Source organism: Streptomyces sp. NPDC051217 (assembly GCF_044455465.1).
GTDB lineage: Bacteria > Actinomycetota > Actinomycetes > Streptomycetales > Streptomycetaceae > Streptomyces.
The window spans coordinates 346090-367132 of sequence record NZ_JBITEV010000005.1; the positions used below are offsets into that span (position 1 = coordinate 346090).

The 21043-nt window shown below is 71.8% G+C and carries 20 protein-coding genes and 1 pseudogene; 11 read left to right on the forward strand and 10 right to left on the reverse strand.

Features of this window, described 5'->3' with window-relative positions:
* The first annotated feature begins 121 nt into the window (after positions 1 to 121).
* The 3 genes from ACIBBB_RS15065 (at position 122) to ACIBBB_RS15075 (ending at position 2822) form a co-directional block, all read left to right on the forward strand.
* The gene (locus ACIBBB_RS15065; protein ID WP_398981880.1) at positions 122 to 418 is read left to right on the forward strand and encodes a hypothetical protein; all 297 of its coding nucleotides are present in this window, start codon (positions 122 to 124) and stop codon (positions 416 to 418) included.
* Between the two features lie 159 nt (positions 419 to 577).
* Positions 578 to 1600, forward strand: a complete 1023-nt coding sequence (locus tag ACIBBB_RS15070) for a phosphotransferase family protein (protein ID WP_398981882.1) — start codon at positions 578 to 580, stop codon at positions 1598 to 1600.
* A gap of 7 nt (positions 1601 to 1607) precedes the next feature.
* Positions 1608 to 2822, forward strand: coding sequence for an acyl-CoA dehydrogenase family protein (locus tag ACIBBB_RS15075; RefSeq protein ID WP_398981884.1), 1215 nt, complete (start codon positions 1608 to 1610; stop codon positions 2820 to 2822).
* Between the two features lie 17 nt (positions 2823 to 2839).
* Here ACIBBB_RS15075 and ACIBBB_RS15080 read toward each other — a convergent pair whose 3' ends face one another.
* Positions 2840 to 3433 carry a TetR/AcrR family transcriptional regulator gene (locus tag ACIBBB_RS15080; RefSeq protein WP_384322881.1) on the reverse strand — a complete coding sequence of 198 codons (594 nt, stop codon included), beginning with the start codon at positions 3431 to 3433 and terminating at the stop codon, positions 2840 to 2842.
* A gap of 134 nt (positions 3434 to 3567) precedes the next feature.
* Positions 3568 to 4332, reverse strand: a complete 765-nt coding sequence (locus ACIBBB_RS15085) for an SDR family oxidoreductase (protein WP_398981886.1) — start codon at positions 4330 to 4332, stop codon at positions 3568 to 3570.
* 95 nt (positions 4333 to 4427) lie between these two features.
* Here ACIBBB_RS15085 and ACIBBB_RS15090 point away from each other — a divergent pair.
* Both ACIBBB_RS15090 and ACIBBB_RS15095 read left to right on the forward strand, forming a co-directional pair.
* Positions 4428 to 4668, forward strand: a pseudogene (locus tag ACIBBB_RS15090) (DUF1343 domain-containing protein); the annotation flags it as partial.
* Between the two features lie 217 nt (positions 4669 to 4885).
* Positions 4886 to 5497: a hypothetical protein gene (locus ACIBBB_RS15095; protein WP_398981888.1), complete on the forward strand. Its 612-nt coding sequence runs from the start codon at positions 4886 to 4888 to the stop codon at positions 5495 to 5497.
* A gap of 168 nt (positions 5498 to 5665) precedes the next feature.
* Here ACIBBB_RS15095 and soxR read toward each other — a convergent pair whose 3' ends face one another.
* Positions 5666 to 6136: a redox-sensitive transcriptional activator SoxR gene (gene soxR, locus ACIBBB_RS15100; RefSeq protein WP_398981890.1), complete on the reverse strand. Its 471-nt coding sequence runs from the start codon at positions 6134 to 6136 to the stop codon at positions 5666 to 5668.
* Positions 6137 to 6277: 141 nt separating this feature from the next.
* On the opposite strand from soxR, the gene ACIBBB_RS15105 reads away from it, so the two are divergent.
* A complete protein-coding gene (locus tag ACIBBB_RS15105) occupies positions 6278 to 6739 on the forward strand; it encodes a MaoC family dehydratase (RefSeq protein WP_398981892.1) in 462 nt (153 codons plus the stop codon).
* Here ACIBBB_RS15105 and ACIBBB_RS15110 read toward each other — a convergent pair.
* A complete protein-coding gene (locus tag ACIBBB_RS15110; protein ID WP_398981894.1) occupies positions 6730 to 7392 on the reverse strand; it encodes a TetR/AcrR family transcriptional regulator in 663 nt (220 codons plus the stop codon). The genes ACIBBB_RS15105 and ACIBBB_RS15110 overlap by 10 nt on opposite strands.
* 120 nt (positions 7393 to 7512) lie before the next feature.
* Between ACIBBB_RS15110 and ACIBBB_RS15115 the strand changes: the two genes are divergently transcribed.
* Genes ACIBBB_RS15115 through ACIBBB_RS15125 form a run of 3 tightly spaced genes read left to right on the forward strand, consistent with a single transcriptional unit; the run spans position 7513 to position 9956 of the window.
* The gene (locus ACIBBB_RS15115) at positions 7513 to 8169 is read left to right on the forward strand and encodes a TetR/AcrR family transcriptional regulator (protein WP_398981896.1); all 657 of its coding nucleotides are present in this window, start codon (positions 7513 to 7515) and stop codon (positions 8167 to 8169) included.
* Positions 8170 to 8183: 14 nt separating this feature from the next.
* Positions 8184 to 8951, forward strand: a complete 768-nt coding sequence (locus ACIBBB_RS15120) for an ArsR/SmtB family transcription factor (RefSeq protein ID WP_398981898.1) — start codon at positions 8184 to 8186, stop codon at positions 8949 to 8951.
* Between the two features lie 33 nt (positions 8952 to 8984).
* The gene (locus ACIBBB_RS15125) at positions 8985 to 9956 is read left to right on the forward strand and encodes a DMT family transporter (protein WP_398981900.1); all 972 of its coding nucleotides are present in this window, start codon (positions 8985 to 8987) and stop codon (positions 9954 to 9956) included.
* Positions 9957 to 9968: 12 nt separating this feature from the next.
* On the opposite strand, the gene ACIBBB_RS15130 is transcribed toward ACIBBB_RS15125, so the two are convergent.
* From ACIBBB_RS15130 to ACIBBB_RS15155, 6 genes are all read right to left on the reverse strand, one after another.
* Positions 9969 to 11048: a Zn-dependent alcohol dehydrogenase gene (locus tag ACIBBB_RS15130; RefSeq protein ID WP_398981902.1), complete on the reverse strand. Its 1080-nt coding sequence runs from the start codon at positions 11046 to 11048 to the stop codon at positions 9969 to 9971.
* Positions 11049 to 11067: 19 nt separating this feature from the next.
* Complete coding sequence (locus ACIBBB_RS15135) at positions 11068 to 12480, reverse strand: aldehyde dehydrogenase family protein (protein ID WP_398981904.1); 1413 nt, start codon at positions 12478 to 12480, stop codon at positions 11068 to 11070.
* Between the two features lie 155 nt (positions 12481 to 12635).
* The gene (locus ACIBBB_RS15140) at positions 12636 to 13988 is read right to left on the reverse strand and encodes an ABC transporter ATP-binding protein (protein ID WP_398981906.1); all 1353 of its coding nucleotides are present in this window, start codon (positions 13986 to 13988) and stop codon (positions 12636 to 12638) included.
* Between the two features lie 190 nt (positions 13989 to 14178).
* The gene (locus ACIBBB_RS15145) at positions 14179 to 15468 is read right to left on the reverse strand and encodes an MFS transporter (RefSeq protein ID WP_398981908.1); all 1290 of its coding nucleotides are present in this window, start codon (positions 15466 to 15468) and stop codon (positions 14179 to 14181) included.
* A gap of 115 nt (positions 15469 to 15583) precedes the next feature.
* Positions 15584 to 17821, reverse strand: a complete 2238-nt coding sequence (locus tag ACIBBB_RS15150) for a molybdopterin oxidoreductase family protein (RefSeq protein WP_398981910.1) — start codon at positions 17819 to 17821, stop codon at positions 15584 to 15586.
* Between the two features lie 95 nt (positions 17822 to 17916).
* Entirely contained in the window at positions 17917 to 18528 is a 612-nt protein-coding gene (locus ACIBBB_RS15155) for a TetR family transcriptional regulator (protein ID WP_398982072.1), read from the reverse strand.
* A gap of 311 nt (positions 18529 to 18839) precedes the next feature.
* Between ACIBBB_RS15155 and hmgA the strand changes: the two genes are divergently transcribed.
* Both hmgA and ACIBBB_RS15165 read left to right on the forward strand, forming a co-directional pair.
* Complete coding sequence (gene hmgA, locus ACIBBB_RS15160) at positions 18840 to 20189, forward strand: homogentisate 1,2-dioxygenase (RefSeq protein ID WP_398981912.1); 1350 nt, start codon at positions 18840 to 18842, stop codon at positions 20187 to 20189.
* Between the two features lie 63 nt (positions 20190 to 20252).
* A complete protein-coding gene (locus tag ACIBBB_RS15165; protein ID WP_398981914.1) occupies positions 20253 to 21002 on the forward strand; it encodes a GntR family transcriptional regulator in 750 nt (249 codons plus the stop codon).
* The last annotated feature ends 41 nt before the right edge of the window (positions 21003 to 21043 follow it).

Genomic DNA, 21043 nt, shown 5'->3' on the forward strand with positions numbered 1-21043 from the left:
TGACCCGTCCGGTCATTCGATTTTCGGGACGCGAACCGGACCTACCGGCCATGACGGACGGGGCTGGTAGCGTCCCATCCGGCTGGTCAAATCACCGCGAAATATAACAAAGAGGCACATTGTGACGGCTCTTCACCAGGAACACTCCATGCACGAGCACTCCCACGGACCGACCTGCGGACACACCGAGGTGCGGCACGGCGGCCATGTCGACTACGCGCACGACGGGCATCTGCACCGGCGGCACGCGGAGCACTGGGACGAGTGCGAGCCCGCCGCCCATGTCGTCCACGAGGGCCACCCCCACCAGCACGGCGGGGGCTGCGGCCATCCCGCCGTCGCGCACGGCGACCACAAGGACTACGTCCACGACGGCCACCGGCACGCCGCGCACGAGGGGCACTGGGACGACCACTGACCCGACGCGCACCCGCCGGGTCCGCCCCACGGGCCCGGCACGTCGATCCCGTCACAGACGCGGACGGTTCCCGCCGCGCACTGGACGGCATACCGACTGGTCGGCATCATGAACGGCGAAGGCATTCGACCGCCCCAGCCCGCCATGGAGGTACGACCGATGAGCGCCAGTCCCCCGCCAGGACTCGACCCGGAGAAGCTGCGCGGCCGTCTCGACCGCGAGCACCCGGGGCTGGTGGGCGGACCGCTGAGCGCCCGGCTGATCGAGGGCGGGCGGTCGAATCTGACGTATCTGGTCACCGACGGCGCCCAGGAGTGGGTGGTCCGCAGGCCGCCGCTCGGCCATGTCCTCGCCACGGCGCACGACATGAAGCGCGAGTTCCGGGTGATCAGCGCGCTGCACCCGACGGCCGTGCCGGTGCCCGAGCCGCTGTTGCTGTGCGAGGACCCGGAGGTGCTCGGGGCGCCCTTCTACGTGATGGAGTACGTGGCGGGGACCCCGTACCGTACGGCCGAACAGCTCGCCCCGCTCGGCCCCGAGCGCACCCGCACCGCGCTCCTGGGTCTCGTCGACACGCTCGTCGAGCTGCACGCGGTCGACCCCGACGCTGTGGGGCTCGCCGGCTTCGGCCGGCCCGAGGGCTTCCTCGACCGCCAACTGCGCCGCTGGGCCAAGCAGTTGGACGCCTCACGCAACCGGGACCTGCCCGGCATCGACGAGTTGCACGCCGCGCTGGGCCGCTCGATGCCCGACTCCGCCGCGCCCACCGTCGTCCACGGGGACTACCGGCTCGACAACGTACTGCTCGGTGACGACGACCGGATCAAGGCCGTGCTGGACTGGGAGATGTCCACCCTCGGCGATCCGCTGACCGACCTCGGTCTGCTGGTGATGTACAGCGCGCCGCTGGAGATCACCGGCTCCCCGATCAGTACGACCGCCGGCGCGGCCGGCCACCCCGCCCCGGCCGAACTCATCGCGCGCTACGCCGCCGGTTCCGGCCGCGACACCTCCGCGATCGCCTGGTACACGGCCTTCGCCTGGTTCAAGCTCGCCGTGATCCTCGAAGGCATCCACTACCGCTACACGCTGGGCCGGACGGTCGGCGGCGGTTTCGAACGCATCGGGGATCTCGTCCCCGTCTTCATCGAGCACGGCCTCACCACCCTTCAGGAAGGCTGATCCGTCCATGGACTTCGCATTCGACGCCCGCACCGAGGAACTCCGCGCCAGGCTGCTGGCGTTCATGGACGAGCACATCCACCCCGCCGAGGCGATCGCCCACGAACAGCGGGCCCGGCTCGCCGACCCCTGGGACACCCCGGCGATCGTGCCGGAGCTGAAGGCCGAGGCCCGCAGGCAGGGTCTGTGGAATCTGTTCCTCCCGGACGCGGAGCACGGCGCCGGGCTGACCAACCTCCAGTACGCGCCACTCGCCGAAATCACCGGCCGCAGCCCGCAGTTGGCCCCGACGGCGCTCAACTGCGCGGCGCCCGACACCGGGAACATGGAGGTACTCGCCCAGTTCGGCAGCGACGAGCAGAAGAAGCGCTGGCTGGAGCCGCTGCTCGACGGTGAGATCCGCTCGGCGTTCGCGATGACCGAGCCGCAGGTCGCGTCGTCCGACGCGACGAACATCCGGACCAGGATCGAGCGCGACGGCGACGACTACGTGATCAACGGCCGCAAGTGGTACATCTCCGGGGCGATGAACCCGGACTGCCGGATCTTCATCGTGATGGGCAAGACCGACCCGGACGGCGCCGACACCCGCCGCCAGCAGTCGATGGTCCTCGTCCCGCGCGACACCCCCGGCCTCACCGTCGAGCGCGCGATGAGCGTGTACGGCTACGAGGACCACTCCCACGGCGGCCACGCGGAGGTCGTGTTCACAGACGTCCGTGTCCCGGCGGCCAGTCTGATCGGCGAGGAGGGCGGCGGCTTCGCCATCGCCCAGGCCCGGCTCGGCCCCGGCCGGATCCACCACTGCATGCGGCTGATCGGCATGGCCGAGCGCGCCATCGAACTCATGTGCCGGCGGGCCGTGTCCCGTACGGCCTTCGGCAAGCCCATCGCTCAACAGGGTGTGGTCCAGAACTGGATCGCCGACGCACGGGTGACGGTCGAGCAGTTGCGGCTGCTGGTGCTCAAGACGGCCTGGCTGATGGACACGGTCGGCAACAGGGGCGCGCACACGGAGATTCAGGCGATCAAGATCGCGACGCCGCGCGCGGTGGTCGACATCATCGACAGCGCGGTGCAGCTGCACGGCGCGGGCGGGGTGAGCCAGGACTACCCGCTGGCGGAGCTGTGGGCAGCGGCGCGGACGCTGCGACTGGCGGACGGGCCCGACGAGGTGCACCAAAGGTCGCTGGCGCGCCGGGAGTTGAAGAAGTACGTGTAGAAACCGGCCCGGGACACCTACGGGCGCAGTGCGCGCAGCAGCAGGTCGGCGAGGTGGTCGGCGACCTGCTGCGGGGTGAGCGGCCCGTCCGGCCGGTACCAGGTGGAGAGATGGTGGACCGACCCGAAGTGGTAGTCCACCACCAGGTCGGCCGGTGTGGCGGAGGTGAACACTCCGCTGCGCTGGCCCTCTTCGACCAGCGCGCGGAACCGCTCGTGGTAGCGCCGCCGCTCGGCCCGTACCTGCTTGTTCTTCTCCGGGCTCAGATGGTGCATCGAGCGGAAGAAGATCGCGGCGTCGTCCAGGTTGTCGATGGTGGTCACGACCACGTCCGCCGCCGCCGCGCGCAGCCGCCGCTCCACGGGCTCGTCGGCGTCGGCGAAGGCGTCCAGCCGCTCCTGCTGGAGGCGGAGCACCCGCGCGTACACCTCCTGGAGGAGATCCTCCTTGGAGCCGAAGTAGTGGTACAGCGCGCCCTTGGTGACGCCCGCCGCCTCCACGATCTCCTGGACCGAGGTGCTGCCGTAACCCTGCTCGGCGAAGAGCCGGGTGGCGGCGGCCAGCAGCCGCTGGGGTACGGGAACGCCGTTCCCGTCCGTCTTTCTGGCCACTGTCGCCACCTGCCTTTCTCAGTCCTGAGCGGTGTCCGCCGCCGTGGTGTCCGCCGCCCTCTCGTGGCGTGAACGCGGCAGCCGCCCGAGGATCTTCCCACTCGTGGCGTCGGGCAGTTCGCTCAGGACCTCCCTCACAGCCCGGTTCCTTCCCATTTCTGCTGTATCTGGTTCATGCCGGCCAGCCAGCGGTCGGGGTCGCCGGAGCGGGCCCGGAAGTACTCGGCCACCTCGGCGTGCGGCAGCACCAGGAACCGGTCCTCGTCCATGGCGTCGAACAGCGCGTCGGCGACGTCCTCGGGCTCGATCGCCGTCGGGGCCAGGACGAGTTCGCCCGCCGATCCTGCGGCGGTCAGCATGTCGGTACGGACGCCCTGCGGGCAGATCGCGTGGACCTTGAGCCCCCGGTGGCGGTAGGTCAGCGAGAGCCATTCCGCGTAGGCGAGGGCGCCGTGCTTGGTGACGCTGTACGGCGCCGCGCCGATCATCGTGAGCAGTCCGGCGGCGGAGACGGTGGAGATGAACCGGCCGTCGCCGCGCTCCAGCCAGTCGGGCAGCAGGATCCGGGAGGCGCGTACGTGTGCCATGACGTTGACGTCCCAGGCCGACGCCCAGATCTCCTCGTCGGCGAACGGGTCACCGGCCGTGCCGTAACCCGCGTTGGCGCAGTAGATGTCGACGGCACCGCCGAGCGCGTCGCGCGCCTGCTCGACCACGGCGGAGGCCTCGCCCGGAACGGCGATGCCGCCGACGCTCTCGGCGACGGCGTGCGCCTTGACGGCATCGAGATCGTTGACGACGACGCGGGCGCCCCCGGCGGCGAATCTGCCGGCGAGCGCGGCACCGATACCGCCGCCGGCTCCTGTGACCACCACTCGCGCGCCCCGCACCGTACTCATCGGACCTGCCTCTCGGATTCACCGCGGTACCCACCGCTCGACCGAGACAGACTAACCAGTCGGTATGTCGCTGGGAAGGGTACGTACGGAACGTGTCACCCGAGACCGCGTTGGTCTGATCGGGCACCTGCCTCTTCGAGGGCACCAACCTCTCCGAGGGCCGGGGCACGACCCACCCCCTTCGAGCTCCTGGGCGCCGAAGGCGTCGACCGCGTGTGGGCCGGGGCCGCCAACGCCGGGGAGCCGCGCGGGGTCCTCCAACTCCACGTCCACGACCCGGAGTCGCTCGACCCGGTGCCTACGGGCATCGCCCCGCTGGTGACGGCGGAGAAGTCCGCGTTCCGGGCGACACGGGCCCGGTACCCCAGTACCGCTGAGCGGCCCGGCCGGTCCGAACGAGGGGCCGCCACCGTCAATCGGACCACCTTCCGGCGGCAGTCCTCAGGGTGAAAACACGCGTGATGGCTGCCATCGGATTTTCGATGGAGCCGGATCGGGCACGCGTACGTCTATTGGATGACGCCGATGCAGCAACCGACGGAGGTGGCAGGCGATGGCCGGATTCCGGAGTCTCGCGAGACAGGTGCGTGATCCGCGAAGTGATCTGGCACTACGCCGGTATTCACTGCGTAAGTGCCTTGAACGATTTGCCCCTTATGGGCATCGAGCCACCTGGGACCACCTCTGCGAACGGCATGACATCGAGCCGGAGGACAGAGCTCCCGATCCGGCGCGGCTGATGGCCGCGCTCGACGAACTGGAAGAGGCGCGGGCCGTCTGGCTGGCCTACGAGACACAGTTCGCCCAGCGCCGTAAGCGTGAGAAGCACGACGGGCTGAGAAGACCGGGCACGTTCGACGACTGGCACCGCAGGACCTGGGGCGGCAACGGGGTGGCGCGGTGCGACGACCCGGCCGTGCACCCGACGGAGCCCCTGGCCGAGGTGCTCCGCCGGCTGATCGCCGGACTGGAGTCGGGACCGGGCGGCGCGTGCCCGGTGTGCGCGGAGAAGGGGATCGTCTGGCGGCCGGATCTGTCGCAGGCTCCCTGGTCGGGACCGGTGTGCAAGGGCTGTGGCATTGTCGTGCCGCGGCCCGTTCTCACGTCCGAGGCCATTCAGCGGGCGAAGCGCGTACGGCAATGGGAGCCGGCCTCGGTGGCCTGACCCGCCGCGGCGGCGGGACAGGCCGGGGACGGTGGACGTCATACGTCATACGTCCTGCGGGGGACGGCACACGTGCCACGGCGGACTGCATGCGGATCGGTCAGGGCGCGCCGATCCGTCAGGACGTACGGACCCGGGACCGGGACGTGCGCGGGAGTGACGCGACGGCTACTTGGGCGCGCGCTTGCGCTCCGACAGGAGCCGGGAACCGGACATCCGGTCACCGAACCGGTCGTCCGGGTTGGACAGGACGCATGTCTCCAGCGAGAGACAGCCGCAGCCGATGCAGTCGGTCAGATGGTCGCGCAGCCGGCCGAGCTGTTTGATGCGCTCGTCGAGTTCCGAGCGCCACGCCTGCGAGAGCCGTGCCCAGTCTTCGTGGTTCGGTGTACGCCCCTCGGGAAGCTCCGCGAGAGCGTCCCTGATGGTGGCGAGCGGGATGCCCACGCGCTGGGCCGCGCGCACGAAGGCGACACGGCGGAGCATGTCCCTGCTGTAGCGGCGCTGGTTGCCACTGGTCCTGCGGCTGCTGATCAGCCCCTTCGCCTCGTAGAAGTGCAGGGCCGAGGTCGCCGCGCCGCTGCGCGCTGACAGCTGCCCGACGGTGAGTTCTTGGATCTTCTCCGGAATCTGCGGCACCCGACCGAGCCTACGGGGGCGCCGTGTCACGCGTTGACAGGACCGGAAGCCCCAACCATGCTGAGCAAGCGCTTGGACACCGCGCGAACGGGACTTGAGACGGCGTTTCGGACGGCGCCCGAGAGGCAGGGATCGACAGACATGGCTGAGCCGAGGATCTTCACTTCCGCAGCGGAACTGCGCGCCGCTGTCGGCGAGCAGTTGGGACACAGCGACTGGCTGGAGGTCGACCAGGAGCGGATCGATCTCTTCGCCGCGGCGACCGGCGACCACCAGTGGATCCATGTGGACCCGGAGCAGGCGGCGAAGGGACCGTTCGGCTCGACCATCGCGCACGGCTATCTGACGCTGTCGCTCCTGCCGGTCCTCTTCCCGCAGATCCTGGCCGTCGAGAGCGTGACGATGGGCATCAACTACGGCGCCAACAAAGTGCGTTTCCCCTCTCCCCTGCCCGCGGGCTCCCGGGTGCGCGCGACGGCCGTACTGAAGGAGGTCGCCGAGGCGGGCGGCGGTGTGCAGGTCACCTCCCTCGTCACGGTGGAGCGCGAGGGCGCCGAGAAGCCGGTGTGTGTGGCGGAGTCGGTCTCCCGCTACTACTTCTGACCTTCGGTCCCGGCGGACGGCGGCGGACCCTCGCGCGCCACCACCATGCGGAGCACGAGGTCGGCGTAGAGCGCGCCGACCTCGTCGGGCGTCCGGCGGCCCCGCGCGTTGAACCAGCGCGCCACGTCGATGCAGAGGGACAGCACCGCCAGGGTGGTGCCCGGCACGTCGGGGACGTCGAACTCCCCGTCCCGTACGCCGTCCTGGAGGATCCGGCGCACGGCCCCGTCGCTGCGTCTGCGCAGTTCGACGATCTCGGCGCGGTGCTCGTCGGCGAGCGCGTCGAGTTCGTACTGGACGACGCGCGCCGTGGTGTGGCGGGCCGCGTGCCAGCCGACGAACGAGCGGACCGCGTCGGTGAGCCGTTCGGCCGCGGTGCCCTCCCGGCCGGCGGCGGCGGTCAGGATCTCCAGGGCCTTGTCGTGGCCGATCCGGCTGATCCGGTGGAGCAGTTCTTCCTTGGTCTTGTAGTGGATGTAGAGGGCGGCCGGGCTCATGCCGGCGCGGCTCGCGATGTCGCGGGTGGTGGTGGCGTGGTAACCGCGTTCGGCGAATGCCTCCACGGCGGCGACGAGCAGCCTTCTGGCCGCCTCGGGGGTGACCTCACCCCACGGCATGCCCTCGCCGTCGGCCGTCCGTTCCGCCGTACGCATCGCTCTCGCCCCTTCCGGTCAGCAGAACGCACACCCTACCCCGAGGGTGAGCAAGCGCTTAGGTCTGTGTCAGAACCGCTCTCACACCCCGGACCGGACCACAGCCATACGATGTGCGCCATGGCCCGACCCCGCAAGCCGCTGCTCAGCAGAGACCGCATCGTCGCGACCGCGAGCGCGCTCGTGGACTCCGAGGGGCTCGGGGCCGTCTCCACCCGCCGGCTGGCCGCCGAGCTGGGGGTCAGCGGGCCGTCCCTCTACAACCACTTCCGCAACAAGGACGAGATCCTGGACGCCGTCGCGGACTCGGTCAGCGCGCAGGTCGACCTGTCGATGTTCGACGCGGACGACGTACGGGACTGGCGCACCGCCTTGCACGACTACGCCGTCTCCTACCGCGCCGCGCTCACCGCGCATCCGCACATCGTGCCCGTACTCGCCCAGGGTCCGGGCCGCCGCCCGGCGGGACTGCGGGTGGCCGACACGGTCTTCGGCGCGATGGTCCGGGCGGGGTGGCCACCGGTCCAGGCCACCCATATCGGGGCGCTGATGCGGTACTTCATCACGGGATCGGCGCTCGGCTCGTTCGCGCGGGGCTTCGTGGACGACGAGACGGCGTACGACCCCGCCGACTATCCGCACCTCGGCCAGGCCCATCTGCTGGCCGAGCGGCAGCAGCGGGTGGACGAAGGGGCCTTCGAGACGGGGCTCAGGGCGCTGATCGACGGGCTGGCCGCTCAGTACGAGACAGTTCGGGCCACACCGAAGCGTATCTGAGGCACCCTGGAGGTATGCCGCAGAACACCACCCCCCGCGCGCCGACCGCCACCTCCGGCGACTCCCTCGGGCTGCCCGCCCCGTCGGCCTCCCCCGGCTCGCTCCTCGCGGGCTTCGCCGCCCTGCTCGCCGACGAGACACGGGCCGTGTTCTGCCTGTCCCTGCTGGACGGGCGTGCCTGGACGGCCGGGGAGCTCGCGCGGGAGGCGGGGGTCGCCGCGTCCACCGCCAGCGAGCACATCGGGAAGCTGATCGCGGCCCGGCTGGTCACCGAGGAGCGCCAGGGCCGCCACCGGTACGTGACGCTGGCCGACGCGACCACCGCCGAACTGGTCGAGTCGCTGGCCGCGCACGTCATGCCGGGCCGCGACAGCCCGCACATCGTGCGCGCGTCGAGGGCGAGCGGCGCCATGGCACGGGGACGTACCTGCTACGACCATTTCGCCGGCCGGCTCGGGGTGGCACTCACCGATGCCATGGCACGGCGCGGGCTGCTGCTCATGGACGCGGGGTTCGCTCTCACCGAGGAGGGCAGGGCGTGGTTCCGCGAGCGGGGAATCGCGCTGGAGGGCGCGGGGCGGCGCCCGGTGGTCAGCTCGTGTCTGGACTGGACGGAGCGCCGGCGCCATCTGGCCGGGGTGGCGGGGGCGGGTCTGTGCCGGCTCGCCCTGGAATCGAGGTGGTGCGTACGCATCGGTACGGAGCGGGCGGTGCGGGTGACACCGACCGGTGAGCGCGTCTTCGCCGAACTTCTCGGGATCGAGGCGTCAATACTTCGGTGACAGCCGAACTGTTAAGGGCTTAGCATCACCCGCATGGCGAAATTCTCACCTCCGCGTGCCCCGGCGCGCCTGGCCGCGTCGACGGCCGCCCCCGGTGTGCCCACCGCGGCCACCGGCCGCGCGCAGCCGCTGGCCCTGGCCGCCGCCGGGGTCACCGTCGTCCTGTGGGCGTCGGCGTTCGTCTCCATCCGCAGCGCGGGCGAGGCGTACGCACCCGGCGCGCTGGCGCTCGGGCGGCTGCTGACTGGATCACTCGTGCTGGTCGCGATCCTGCTGATACGCCGTGAAGGACTGCCGCCACGGGCCGCCTGGCCCGGCATCGCGGTGTCCGGACTGCTCTGGTTCGGCGGCTACTCGGTCGTCCTCAACTGGGGCGAACAGCTCGTCGACGCGGGCACCGCGTCGCTCGTCGTGAACATCGCGCCGCTGCTCATGGCGCTGCTCGCCTTCCGCCTCCTCGGCGAGAACCTGGCGCCCCGGCTGCTCACCGGCATGGCGGTGTCGTTCGCCGGCGCCGTGGTCGTCGGTCTGTCGATGGCCGGCGGCGGCAGCACCTCCGTACTCGGTGTGCTCCTCTGCCTGCTGGCGGCGGTGGCGTACGCGGGCGGGGTCGTCGCGCAGAAGCCCACGCTGGCGTACGCGACGCCGTTGCAGGTCACGACGTACGGCGCGCTGATCGGGGCGGTCGGCTGTCTGCCCTTCGGGTGGCAGCTCGTACAGGACGCCGCGCACGCGCCGCTCTCCGCGACGCTCAACATGGTCTATCTGGGCGTCTTCCCGACCGCGCTGGCCTTCACGACCTGGGCCTACGCCCTGGCCCGTACGACCGCGTCGCGGATGGGCGCCACCACGTACGCGGTACCGGCGATCGTCGTCCTGATGGCATGGCTGCTGCTGGACGAGATACCCGGGCCGCTCACACTCGCCGGCGGTGTGCTCTGCCTGGCGGGCGTGGCGGTGGCGCGCTCCCGTCCGCGCCGGAGCCGACTGCCGCGGGAAACCTGAGACTTGGGGCGCTCAGAAGACGATGAGGGCCCGGCCGCCGCGCCCGGCGAGCATGTTCTCGAACGCCCCCGGGATCCCGTCCAGCCCGATCCGCCCGGTCACCAGCGAGCCCAGGTCCAGGCGGCCGGCCCGGACGTGTTCGGCGATGGCCGGGAGATCGCGGACCGGGTCGCAGTTGCCGTACACGCACCCGGACAGCGTGCGGCCCCAGTGGAACAACTCCAGCGCGTTGAAGGTCACCTGCTGGTCCTTGCCGCCGATGCCGACGACCGTGGTCCGGCCGCCCCGGCGGGTGGACTCCCAGGCCGTGCGGATGGTGACGGCGCGGCCCACGCACTCGACGGCGACGTCCGCGCCCTGGCCCTCGGTGAGCCCGCGGACGTCCTTGGCCGTGGTGGCGGACGAGACGAGATAGTCCGTGGCCCCGGCCGCCCGCGCCAACTCCTCCTTCTCCGGGGAGACATCGACCGCGACGATGGTCGAGGCCCCGGCGATCCGGGCGGACTGGAGCACCGCCAGACCGACCCCGCCCACACCGAAGACCACGACGCTCTCGCCCGCGCGCACCTTGGCCGAGTGGTGCACGGCGCCGTATCCGGTGAGGACGGCGCAGCCGAGCAGCGCCGCGTCGGTGAGCGGGATGCCGTCGGGGACGGGCAGGACGCAGTTGGCGGCGACGACCGTCTCCTCGGCGAACGTGGCGACGTTCAGGCCGGGATGGAGTTCCCTCCCGTCGGCCGTACGGGCGTGGATCGCGCCCGCGCCGGTCAACGCCGAGGCGCAGAGCCAGACTTCGCCGAGCCCGCAGTGGTGGCACTCTCCGCAGGACGGCGCCCAGTTGAGGACCACGCCGTCGCCCGGCGCGACATGGGTGACGCCCTCGCCGACGGACAGGACGGTGCCCGCGCCCTCGTGGCCGAGGACGGCGGGGACCGGCACCCGCATGGTGCCGTCGCTGAGGGACAGGTCGGAGTGGCAGACCCCGGCGGCGGCCAGGCGGATCCTCACCCGGCCGGGGCCGGGCTCGGGTAGTTCGATGTCGGTGAGCTCCAGCGGAGCTCCGACGGCGGGCAGGACGGCGGCGCGGACCACGATCGGTTTCTCTCCCGGCTCAGAACTGGAGGGACTTGGTCTGGAGGTACTCGGCGAGCCCGTGTCGGCCGAGTTCCCGGCCGACACCCGACTGCTTGTAACCCCCGAAGGGCGCGAGGGGGTTGAACCTGCCGCCGTTGATGTCGACCTGGCCGGTGTCCATCCGCCGGGCGAAGGCGACGGCCTCACTCTCCTCGCCCGCCCATACCGCCCCGGCGAGGCCGTAGACGGTGCCGTTGGCGATCCGCAGGGCGTCGTCCTCGTCCTCGTACCTGAGGATGGACAGCACGGGGCCGAAGATCTCCTCCTGGGCGATCGTCATCTCCGGGGTGACGTCGGCGAAGACGGTCGGGGCGACGAAGTAGCCGGTGTGGTGCGGTGGTTCGGCTCCGCCCGCGACCAGCCGGGCGCCTTCGGCGACGCCCTTGGCAATGTAGCCGCGCACCCGGGCGTGCTGGGCCGCGTTGACGACGGGGCCCAAGCGGCACAGTTCGTCCCGCGGGTCGCCCGGACGGTACGGCGCGACGGCCGCCGCGACGGCCTCAACGGCTTCGTCGTAGCGGTCGGCGTGGACGAGCATGCGGGTCCACGCGCTGCACGTCTGGCCGGAGTTGGTCATCACGTTGGCGACCCCGGCCTTGACGGCCCTGGCGTGATCGGCGCTCGGCAGGATGACGTTCGCGGACTTGCCGCCCAGCTCCAGCGCGACCCGCTTGACGGCCGCTCCGGCGGTGGCGCCGATCCGGCGGCCGACGGCGGTGGAGCCGGTGAAGGAGACCAGGTCGACGTCCTCGTGCGCGGCGAGCGCCTGCCCGGCGACGGCGCCGATGCCCGTGACCACGTTGACGACGCCCGGGGGCAGCCCCGCCTCGTGGACGGCCTCGGCGAAGAGCTGCGCGGTCAGCGGGGTGTCCTCGGCGGGCTTGACCACGATCGTGCAGCCGGCGGCGAGCGCCGGGGCGACCTTGGCGACGATCTGGTGCAGCGGGTAGTTCCAGGGGGTGATCGCGCCGACGACACCCACCGGCTCCATCAGCACCGTCGAGTTGCCGATCCGCTCCTCGAAGGCGTGGGAGGCGGCGAGTTCGGCGTACGAGCCGGCGACGGCCACCGGCGCGGAGGCGTGCACCGCCTTCGACAGCCGCACCGGCGAGCCCAGTTCGGCGGTGACGGTCTCGGCTGTCTCGTCCTTGCGGGCGGCCATCGCGTCCCGCAGGGCCGCGAGGCGCGCCGCGCGTTCGGCGGGCGGGGTGGCCGCCCAGCCGGGGAAAGCGGCCCGCGCGGCACGTACGGCGGTGTCGATGTCCTCGGCGGTGCCGGCCGGGACCTCGGCGATGACCTGCTCGGTCGCCGGGTTGACGACGGCGATGGTCCCGGGGCCGGCGGCGGGGCGCCACTCGCCGCCGATGTACATGCTGCTCTGTGCCTTCATCGGTGTTCCTCCCGGGGGACTGCCGTGTGCGGCCGCGGTCCGGCGTCGCCGCGACCCCAAACTAGCGGTGTTAGTTTTCCGGCGCCAGGGACCCGGGAGTCCCGAACGTCACATCCGACGGCGACGTCTCGTCGCCGGGCCGCGGCCCGGCGTCGTCACATGTCCAGGCCGGGCATGTCCATGGGCGCGGGGCAGATCCGCCGCCCGTAGTGGTCGAAGACGTAGAGGTGCGCCAGGTCGACCAGGAGCGGCACCTGCGCGCCCGTGCGCAGGCGCATGTCCGGCCCGGTCCGCACGACGAGATCGCTCGCCGTGATCGCGGGGCGGTCCGGGGGGTACGTGGCCGGGGCTCCCGGCTCCGGTTCGTCCAGCACCACGACGGGCCCCGACACATGGCCGGGCACATGCGCGGCGGCCCGTTCCCTCAGCCGCTCCAGCACCCCCGGTCCGCCGCGGCGGCGGCGCGGGGCCGTCCTCGGCCGGGGCGATTCGGGGTCGGGCACCACCGCGGGCCGCGAACCGGTGTTGAGATGCACGAGCGCCTCGTGCCCCTGGTACTCCATGTGCTCGACGATGCCGCTCAGCGCCACCTCGCCGGGGCGCGCCTGACTCGCGGGCGCGATGCGCGCCGCCTCGGACCGCAGCCCGACGATGATCTGCCGACCCTGCTGGATCCGGAGCAACTGGTGGTCGGGGCTGAGCGGTTCGGGCAGCGGCAGACGCTGCCGGCCGAGGTCGATCGACATCCGGCCCTGGAGGGGCGCGTAGACGACCGCCTGGAGCAGATTGATACGCGGGGTGCCGATGAAGGCGGCGACGAAGACGTTCCGCGGCAGCGCGTACACCTCGCGGGGCGAACTGACCTGCTGGAGCACGCCGCCGCGCATCACGGCGACCCGGTCGCCGAGCGACATCGCCTCGGCCTGGTCATGTGTCACATAGACAGTCGTGACACCAAGGTCGGCGGTCAACCGGGCTATCTCGGCCCGCAGATGGTTGCGCAGTTTGGCGTCGAGGTTGGACAGCGGCTCGTCCATGAGGAAGGCCGACGGACGCCGCGAGATGGCGCGGCCCATCGCGACACGCTGGCGTTCACCGCCGGAGAGCTGACTGGGGTAGCGGTCGAGGACGTTCTCGATGCCGAGCATCCGGGCGGTGGCCTCGATACGTTCCGAGCTGTCCTGCCGGGGATTCTCCAGGCGGAGGGGGAAGCCGATGTTGTCGCGGTTGGTCATGCTCGGGTAGAGCGCGAAGTTCTGGAAAACCATCGCCATCGCGCGCTCGCGGGGCGGCATGAAGTTGGAGTGCTCGCCGTCGAGCAGCAACTCCCCCTCGGTGATGTCCTCCAGACCGGCGATCATGCGCAGCACGGTGGACTTGCCACAGCCCGAAGGGCCGAGCAGCACCACGAATTCACCGGGGTCGATGTCCAGGGAGAACCGGTCGACGGCGCGTGTGGCCCGTCCGTACACCTTGCTGACACTGTGCAGAGAGATGGCGCGAGTCATGAGGATTCCGCCCGGAAGGTGAGGTTGAGCGCCTGCGACGCCTGAAGTTAGCCGACTACTCGGGGTCAGGGAATGACTGCGGCGTCACAGGTGACACGTGAGCCGATACACGGCGGAGGCGGTACGGCAGATGCGGGGGGCGGTGTCCGGACAGGAGTCGTAGAGCCTGTCGTTCAGCTTCTGTTCGGCTTCAGCGACGGTCGCGGCACTCTTCGGCGGGCACGGGCGCTTCCTCGCGGGCCTTCGCCGGGGCGGATGCCGGGGGCGCGGGGGGCGCCGGGGCGGGATGGCGTGGAGTACCGCGCACTCCGAGGCCCGCCGCTCCCAGCAGCAGCACGCCGAGCATGATGAACGGCGCGCCCGTGCCCGCGACTCCGGCGACGAGGCCGGCGGACGCGGGAGCCGCGACCTGCCCGAGACGGTTGCCGGTGAGCCTGAGCGCCAGGGCGGTGGAGCCCGCCTCGGCGGGCGCCGCCCGGACGACGGTCGTCATCGACAGCGGCTGACCGACACCGAGACAGAAACCGAGCGCCACGAGCATCAGGGCCATTCCCCAGACCGGCACGGGCAGCGCGATCCCCGCGCAGAGCAGCCCGCCGAGCAGACAGGAGGCGGTGAGCAGGGCCGTACGCCCCAGCCGGTGGATCATCGGCGTCATCACCAGCCGGCAGGCGATCGCGGCGGCGGCCCGCAGACTCAGCAGCACTCCGACCGTGGCCGGGGAGATGCCCCGGTCCTCCCCGACGACCGGGAGGTAGGCGGTGAGGATGTCGGTCGCCGAGAGCACGGCCAGGCTGACGAGGATGCCGCCGGGGACGCCTCGGGTGCGCAGGATGCGCCGTACGGGCACCTTGCCGGACGTGGGCTTCCCGTCCTTCCCGCTCCGTTCGGCGGGCGGGGTCGGTGCCACCGGCGGCTCGATCCGGCGCAGGCAGGTGAGGGAGACGGCCGCGACCCCCGCCGAGACGACGAGGGCGAGGGCGCTCGTGCGCCCCATCGCCCCGTCGTGGCCGGAGACCAGCAGCCCGGCGGCGACCGGCCCGACGAGCTGGCCGAGCGAGGCGCCGATGGTGAAGTGGCCGAAGTTACGGTCCTGTTCGTCCGGAGTGCTGCGGCGCGCGACGATGGACTGCGCGCCGATGACGAAGCAGAGATGGCCGAGGCCCATCACGCCGCTCCAGGCGGCGAGCGCGGCCAGTGAACCCGCCGTACCGCTGAGACCGCAGCCCACACCGATGAGCGCGGCGCCGACGGCGAGGAGCGGGACGCACCGCCCCCGGTCGGTCCTGCGCCCCAGCGGTACGGCGGCGAACAGTGGCAGCAGCGCGAACACCCCCGCGATGACACCGACGGCGCGCTCGTCGGCGCCGAGTGCGAGGGCCCGGTAGGAGACGGCCGGCCGTGCCATCGACACCGCCGCCTGGGAGAAGGCGAAGGCGATGACCAGGCGGAGCAGCCAGCGACGGTCCCCCACCGGCATCACGGGCCCATGCCCACGAGAACGGCGCTCACCAGCCAGTCAGCCATGTGTTCGACCATACCCGTGCCGGTCGGGAGGCCGGTCGGCACACCGGTGAAGACGGCTGCCGCGCCTGTCAGGCGGGAGCCAGCTCGACGGGAAAGCCGTTGAGGACCGACGTCCCCGACAGCGGGTCGCGACGGCTGCCGTCGAGCAGTTGGTTGACGTTGACGCCGGGCCGTGCGTGGGCCACCGCCATCCGGGTGCCCGGTCGGTCGTGGCCCCAGCCGTGCGGCACGCTCACGACCCCGGCCCGGACGGTGTCGGTGATCTCCACCGGGATCGTGATCTCGCCCGCCTCGGTGGTGATACGCGCCTGTCCGCCGTCCGCGAGTCCGAGCCGTTCGGCGTCGGCGGGGTGGACCTGGACGGTGCAGCTGTTCGAACCGCCGTTGAGCGTCGGCACGTTGTGCATCCAGCTGTTGTTGGAGCGCAGATGGCGTCGCCCGACGAGCACCAGAGACGCGGGTACCTCCGTGAGCGCGGCACGCAGCCGGGGCAGGTCGGCGGCGATCGGCCCGGGGAGCAGTTCGACGCGCCCGCTGCGGGTCTTGAGGATTCCGGGGAGGCGGGGCTTCAGCGGCCCGAGGTCGATGCCGTGCGGCCGGTCGGCGAGCCGGGCGAGGGTGAGCCCCGCCGGGTCGGCGCCGAAGCCGTCGCCGTACGGGCCCAGGCGCAGCATCAGGTCGAGCCGGCGCTCGGGGCCGTCGGCGCCGGTGAGCGCGGCGGCGAGTTCCTTCGGGTCGCGTCCGTGGACGGGCGACAGCGGGTCGTCGACGGCCTTCGTGAGCGTGTCCTCGATCACCTGGTCGTCGATGGCCGACGGGTCGGCCCCGTGCATCCCGCCCAGGGCGAGCGCCAGCCGCGCGAGGATCTCGCACTCGTCCATCGATCCGGCGGCGAGCGGCACGGCGGGCGGGCTGTAGCGGGCCTGGTTGCGTACGGCGAAGCCGTTGAAGACGAAGTCGAAGTGGGCGCTCTGTGACGGCGGCGGCGGAGGCAGGACGACGTCCGCGTGCAGTGAGGTCTCGTTGAGGTACGGGTCGACGCTGACCATGAAGTCCAGGCTGTCCAGCGCCCGGCCGAGCCGTCGGCCGTCGGGCGCGGAGAGCACGGGGTTGGCCGCGACGGCGATCACCGCGCGGATCCTCCCGTCGCCGGGTGTCTCGATCTCCTCCGCGAGGACGGCGATGGGCAGTTCGCCCCTCACCTCCGGATGGCCGCCGACCCTGCTGGCCCAGCGGCCGAGCGCGAATCCCTTGCCGGGGCCCGCCGGGCGGGGCGCGTTGTCGGTGGCGGAGAGAGGGAAGAGCGCGCCGCCCGGCCGGTCGAGATTGCCGGTGAGGACGTTGAGTACGTCGATGAGCCAGCTGGCGAGCGTGCCGTACTCGACGGTGCAGCTTCCGATGCGTCCGTAGACGGCGGCGGCGGGAGCGGCGGCGAGTTCACGCGCGAGGGTACGGATCTCCCCGGCGTCCAGGTCGCAGGCGGCCGCGACGGCGTCGGGCGTGAAGTCCGCTGTCGCCGCCCGGAGTTCGTCGAGCCCTTCGAGATGGTCGGTGAGCGCGCCGGGGTCGGTGAGCCCTTCCTCGAAGAGGACATGGACGAGGGCGGCGAGCAACAAGGCGTCGGTGCCCGGCCGGATGGCGAGGTGCCGGTCGGCGAGGCGCGCGGTGCGGGTACGGCGCGGGTCGACGACCGTGAGGGTGCCGCCGCGCCCGCGCATCGCCTTGAGCTTGCCGGGGAAGTCGGGCGCGGTGCAGAGACTGCCGTTGGAGTCCAGCGGGTTGGCGCCCAGAAGCAGCAGATGGCTGGTGTTGTCCAGGTCGGGCACGGGGATGGCGAAGGCGTCACCGAAGAGCAGGCCCGACGACACGTGCTTGGGCATCTGGTCGAGGGTGGAGGCGGTGAAGAGGTTGGGGGTGCGCAGGATGCCCAACAGGACGGGCGGATACAGAACGCCGGCCATGGTGTGCACGTTGGGGTTGCCGAGGACGGCGCCGACGACCGCCGTTCCGTGCTCCTCGATCAGCGGGCGCAGCCGGGCGGCGATCAGATCGAACGCCTCGTCCCAACCGGCCTCCCTCAGCTCGCCGTTCTCGCGTATCAGCGGGGTGCGCAGTCGGTCGGGGTCGGCGTCCAGCTCTCCGAAGGAGGCGCCCTTGGGGCAGATGAAGCCCTTGCTGAAGATGTCGTCGCGGTCGCCGCGTGCTCCGGTGACCGTGGTCCCCTCGATGGTGAGGATCAGTCCGCAGGTGGCCTCGCAGAGGGGACAGACGCGCAGGGCGGTGCGGGCGGGGCCGCTGGGCGGCATGGGTCCTCCAGGGGCGGCGGCGATGACGCTCGGGCTGCACCCGAGCATACCGAGCGGTACGGACGAGGGGAGGCTTTTGCCGGTTCCGTCGACCGTCAGCCCAAGGTGCGTGCCAGATACGCGCGGACCAGCTCCCGCGTCTCGGCGATGATGTCCGGATCGCCCGACGCGTCCGCACGGAAGGCGAGTTGGAACAGCGCGTCCGCCGCCTCGACGGCGACCAGGACCATCCGGCGAAGCACGGCGTCCGGGGAGCGGCGCGACTGCGCGGCGAGCAGGGCGGTGAGGCGGTCCGCCACACGGTGGTTGGCGTCGGGCACCGGCTCGCCGTCGGCGGTCCGCTCCGAGGCCGGGCCGGGCGCGCCCGCCGGAACCCTGGTACCGAAGTCGACCAGCCCGAAGCCGGGCACCGTGCGCTTCATGGCGAGGTACTCGTCGAGGATCGCGTCCAGCGCGGCCTGCCAGTCGGCGGCCGGGATCGCGGCGAGCCGGCGCTCGACGCGGTCGGCGTAACCGTCCAGATTGCGCCGGGCGAGCGCGTCGGTCATGGCGCGCTTGTTCCCGAAGAAGCGGTACACCGAGCCTATGGGCACGCCGGCGCGGGTGGCGACGGCGCGGGTGGACAGCTCCTCGTAGCCGGTCTCGTCCAGCAGTTCGGCGCAGGCGTCGAGGATCCGGGCGAGCCGCGCCGCGCTGCGCTGCTGCATGGGGATCCTGCGGAGGCCGTCGTGGGTGTCGGCGCTGACTCCGTACACGGGCTGGCCCACCCTTCGGCGAGATGTGTGGTGGCGCACGCGTGGTGACAGACGCGTGTGACCGCGGCCCTTCGAGTCTCCCTTGTGGAGGGCCGCTCTTCGAGACGGCGGGGCCGTACCTCTGTTCGCACGGACATCTCTTTCGGACAACGTGCCTGTCCCCGTTGACGCGCCTCCGACGGAATCCTACGGTGAACCATAGGATTCGATGGTGAGCAGGACCACGCGCGGGGCAGCGACACGAACGGACTCGGGGAGCGACGATGAGCGGCATCGAGCAGGCCAGGAAGACGGCCGAGAGCCTGGCGTACGCCACCGGCTTCGGCAACGAGCACAGCTCGGAGGCCGTCGCGGGCGCCCTGCCCGTCGGACGCAACTCGCCGCAGAGAGCCCCGCTCGGCCTGTACGCGGAGCAGTTGAGCGGCAGCGCCTTCACCGAGCCCCGCGCGCACAACCGCCGCTCCTGGCTCTACCGGATCCGCCCGTCGGCCGCGCACCCGCCGTTCACCCGGACCGGCAACGGCACGCTGCGCACCGCGCCGTTCACCGAGTCCGTGCCCGACCCCAACCGGCTGCGCTGGAACCCGCTGCCGGCCCCCGCACCCGGCACGGACTTCCTGGCGGGCCTCTGGACGCTGGGCGGCAACGGCGACGCCGCGCGGCGCACGGGCATGGCCGTGCACCTGTACCACGCCAACTCCCCCATGACCGACCGGGTGTTCAGTGACTCCGACGGCGAGCTGCTGATCGTCCCCGAGCACGGCGGGCTGCTGATCGTCACGGAGTTCGGCCTGCTGGCCGTCCGCCCCGGCGAAGTCGCGCTGATCCCGCGCGGGGTGCGCTTGCGGGTGGAGCTGCTGGACGAGACGGCGCGCGGATACGTCTGCGAGAACTACGGCCGCCCCTTCGTCCTCCCCGACCTCGGCCCGATCGGCGCCAACGGGCTGGCGAACGCGCGTGATTTCCTCACCCCGGTCGCCGCCTACGAGGACGTCGAGCGCCCGACCGAGGTGGTCAACAAGTTCTGCGGGAACCTGTGGACCGCGACGTACGACCACTCCCCGCTCGATGTCGTCGCCTGGCACGGCAACCATCTGCCGTACGTCTACGACCTGCGCCGTTTCAATGTGATCGGCACCATCAGCTACGACCACCCCGATCCGTCGATCTTCACGGTGCTGACCTCGCCCTCCGACACCCCGGGGCTGGCGGGCGTCGACTTCGTGGTCTTCGCCCCGCGCTGGCTGGTCGGCGAGAACACGTTCCGGCCGCCGTACTTCCACCGCAACGTGATGAGCGAGTACATGGGCCTGATCGAGGGCGCGTACGACGCCAAGGCGGAAGGCTTCGTGCCCGGCGGCGGATCGCTGCACAACATGATGTCGGCGCACGGGCCCGACCGGGAGACGTTCGACCGGGCCGGCGCCGCCGAGCTGCGGCCGCAGCGGATCGACGACGGCCTCGCCTTCATGTTCGAGACGCGCTGGCCGGTGACCGCCACCGCCCAGGCGGCGACGGCCGGACACCTCCAGACGGGTTACGACGAGGTGTGGCAGGGTCTGGAGCGCCATTTCAGGCCTACGCCCGGACCGGCCCCCACCGAGGGACCCTGAACCGCACCGGTCAGGACCGCCCTGGACCGGTCCCGGACCGACCCGCCCGACTCGGAGCCCGCCGTGACCGCATTCGCACCCGATTCGCTGGTCCTCAACCGCAAACTGCCGCTCTGGTACCAGGTCTCGCAGTCGCTGCGCGCCTCCATACTCGGCCGGCGTCCGCAGGATCCGCTGCGCCTCCCCACGGAGGAGCAGTTGGCGGGGCACTACGGGGTCAGTGTGCTGACGATGCGCCAGGCCCTCAAGGAGCTGGAGCAGGAGGGCCTGATCAGCCGGCACCGGCGGCGCGGCACCTTCATCGAGCCGGGCGCGCGGCGCGGCGCGCCCCGCCGGCTGCTGGGCTCCGTCGACGCGGTCGTGGCACAGCAGTCGGGCGAGCGGACGACGGTGATCGGCCACGGCCGGGAGCCGATGCCCGGCGAGCTGGCCGAGTACTTTCCCGGTGTCGAGGAGGTGGCCCTCTACCGGCGGCTGCGCCGCGACGGCGAGAGCGGTGAGCCGACCAACTGGGCCGAGAACGCGCTCCGTACGGACATCGCGGACCGGCTGGATCCAGGCGATCTGGAGCGCTGGCCGATGACCAAGGTGCTGCGCGACGTGCTGGGGGTGCGGATCGGCCGGATCACGGACACGGTGGAGGCGACACTCGCCGACCCGGCCACGGCCGACCTGCTCCAAGTGCCGCTGCTCAGCCCGATCCTGCACTACACGGGGGTCACGTACGACGCGGACGGCCGGGTCGTGGACGTGGCCAGAATCCGCTACCGGGGCGACCGCTTCTCCTTCTCGGTGACCATGGAGACGGACTGACACGGCGCTCGGCCGGGTCACGCCCCGACAGGTGGGAAGAC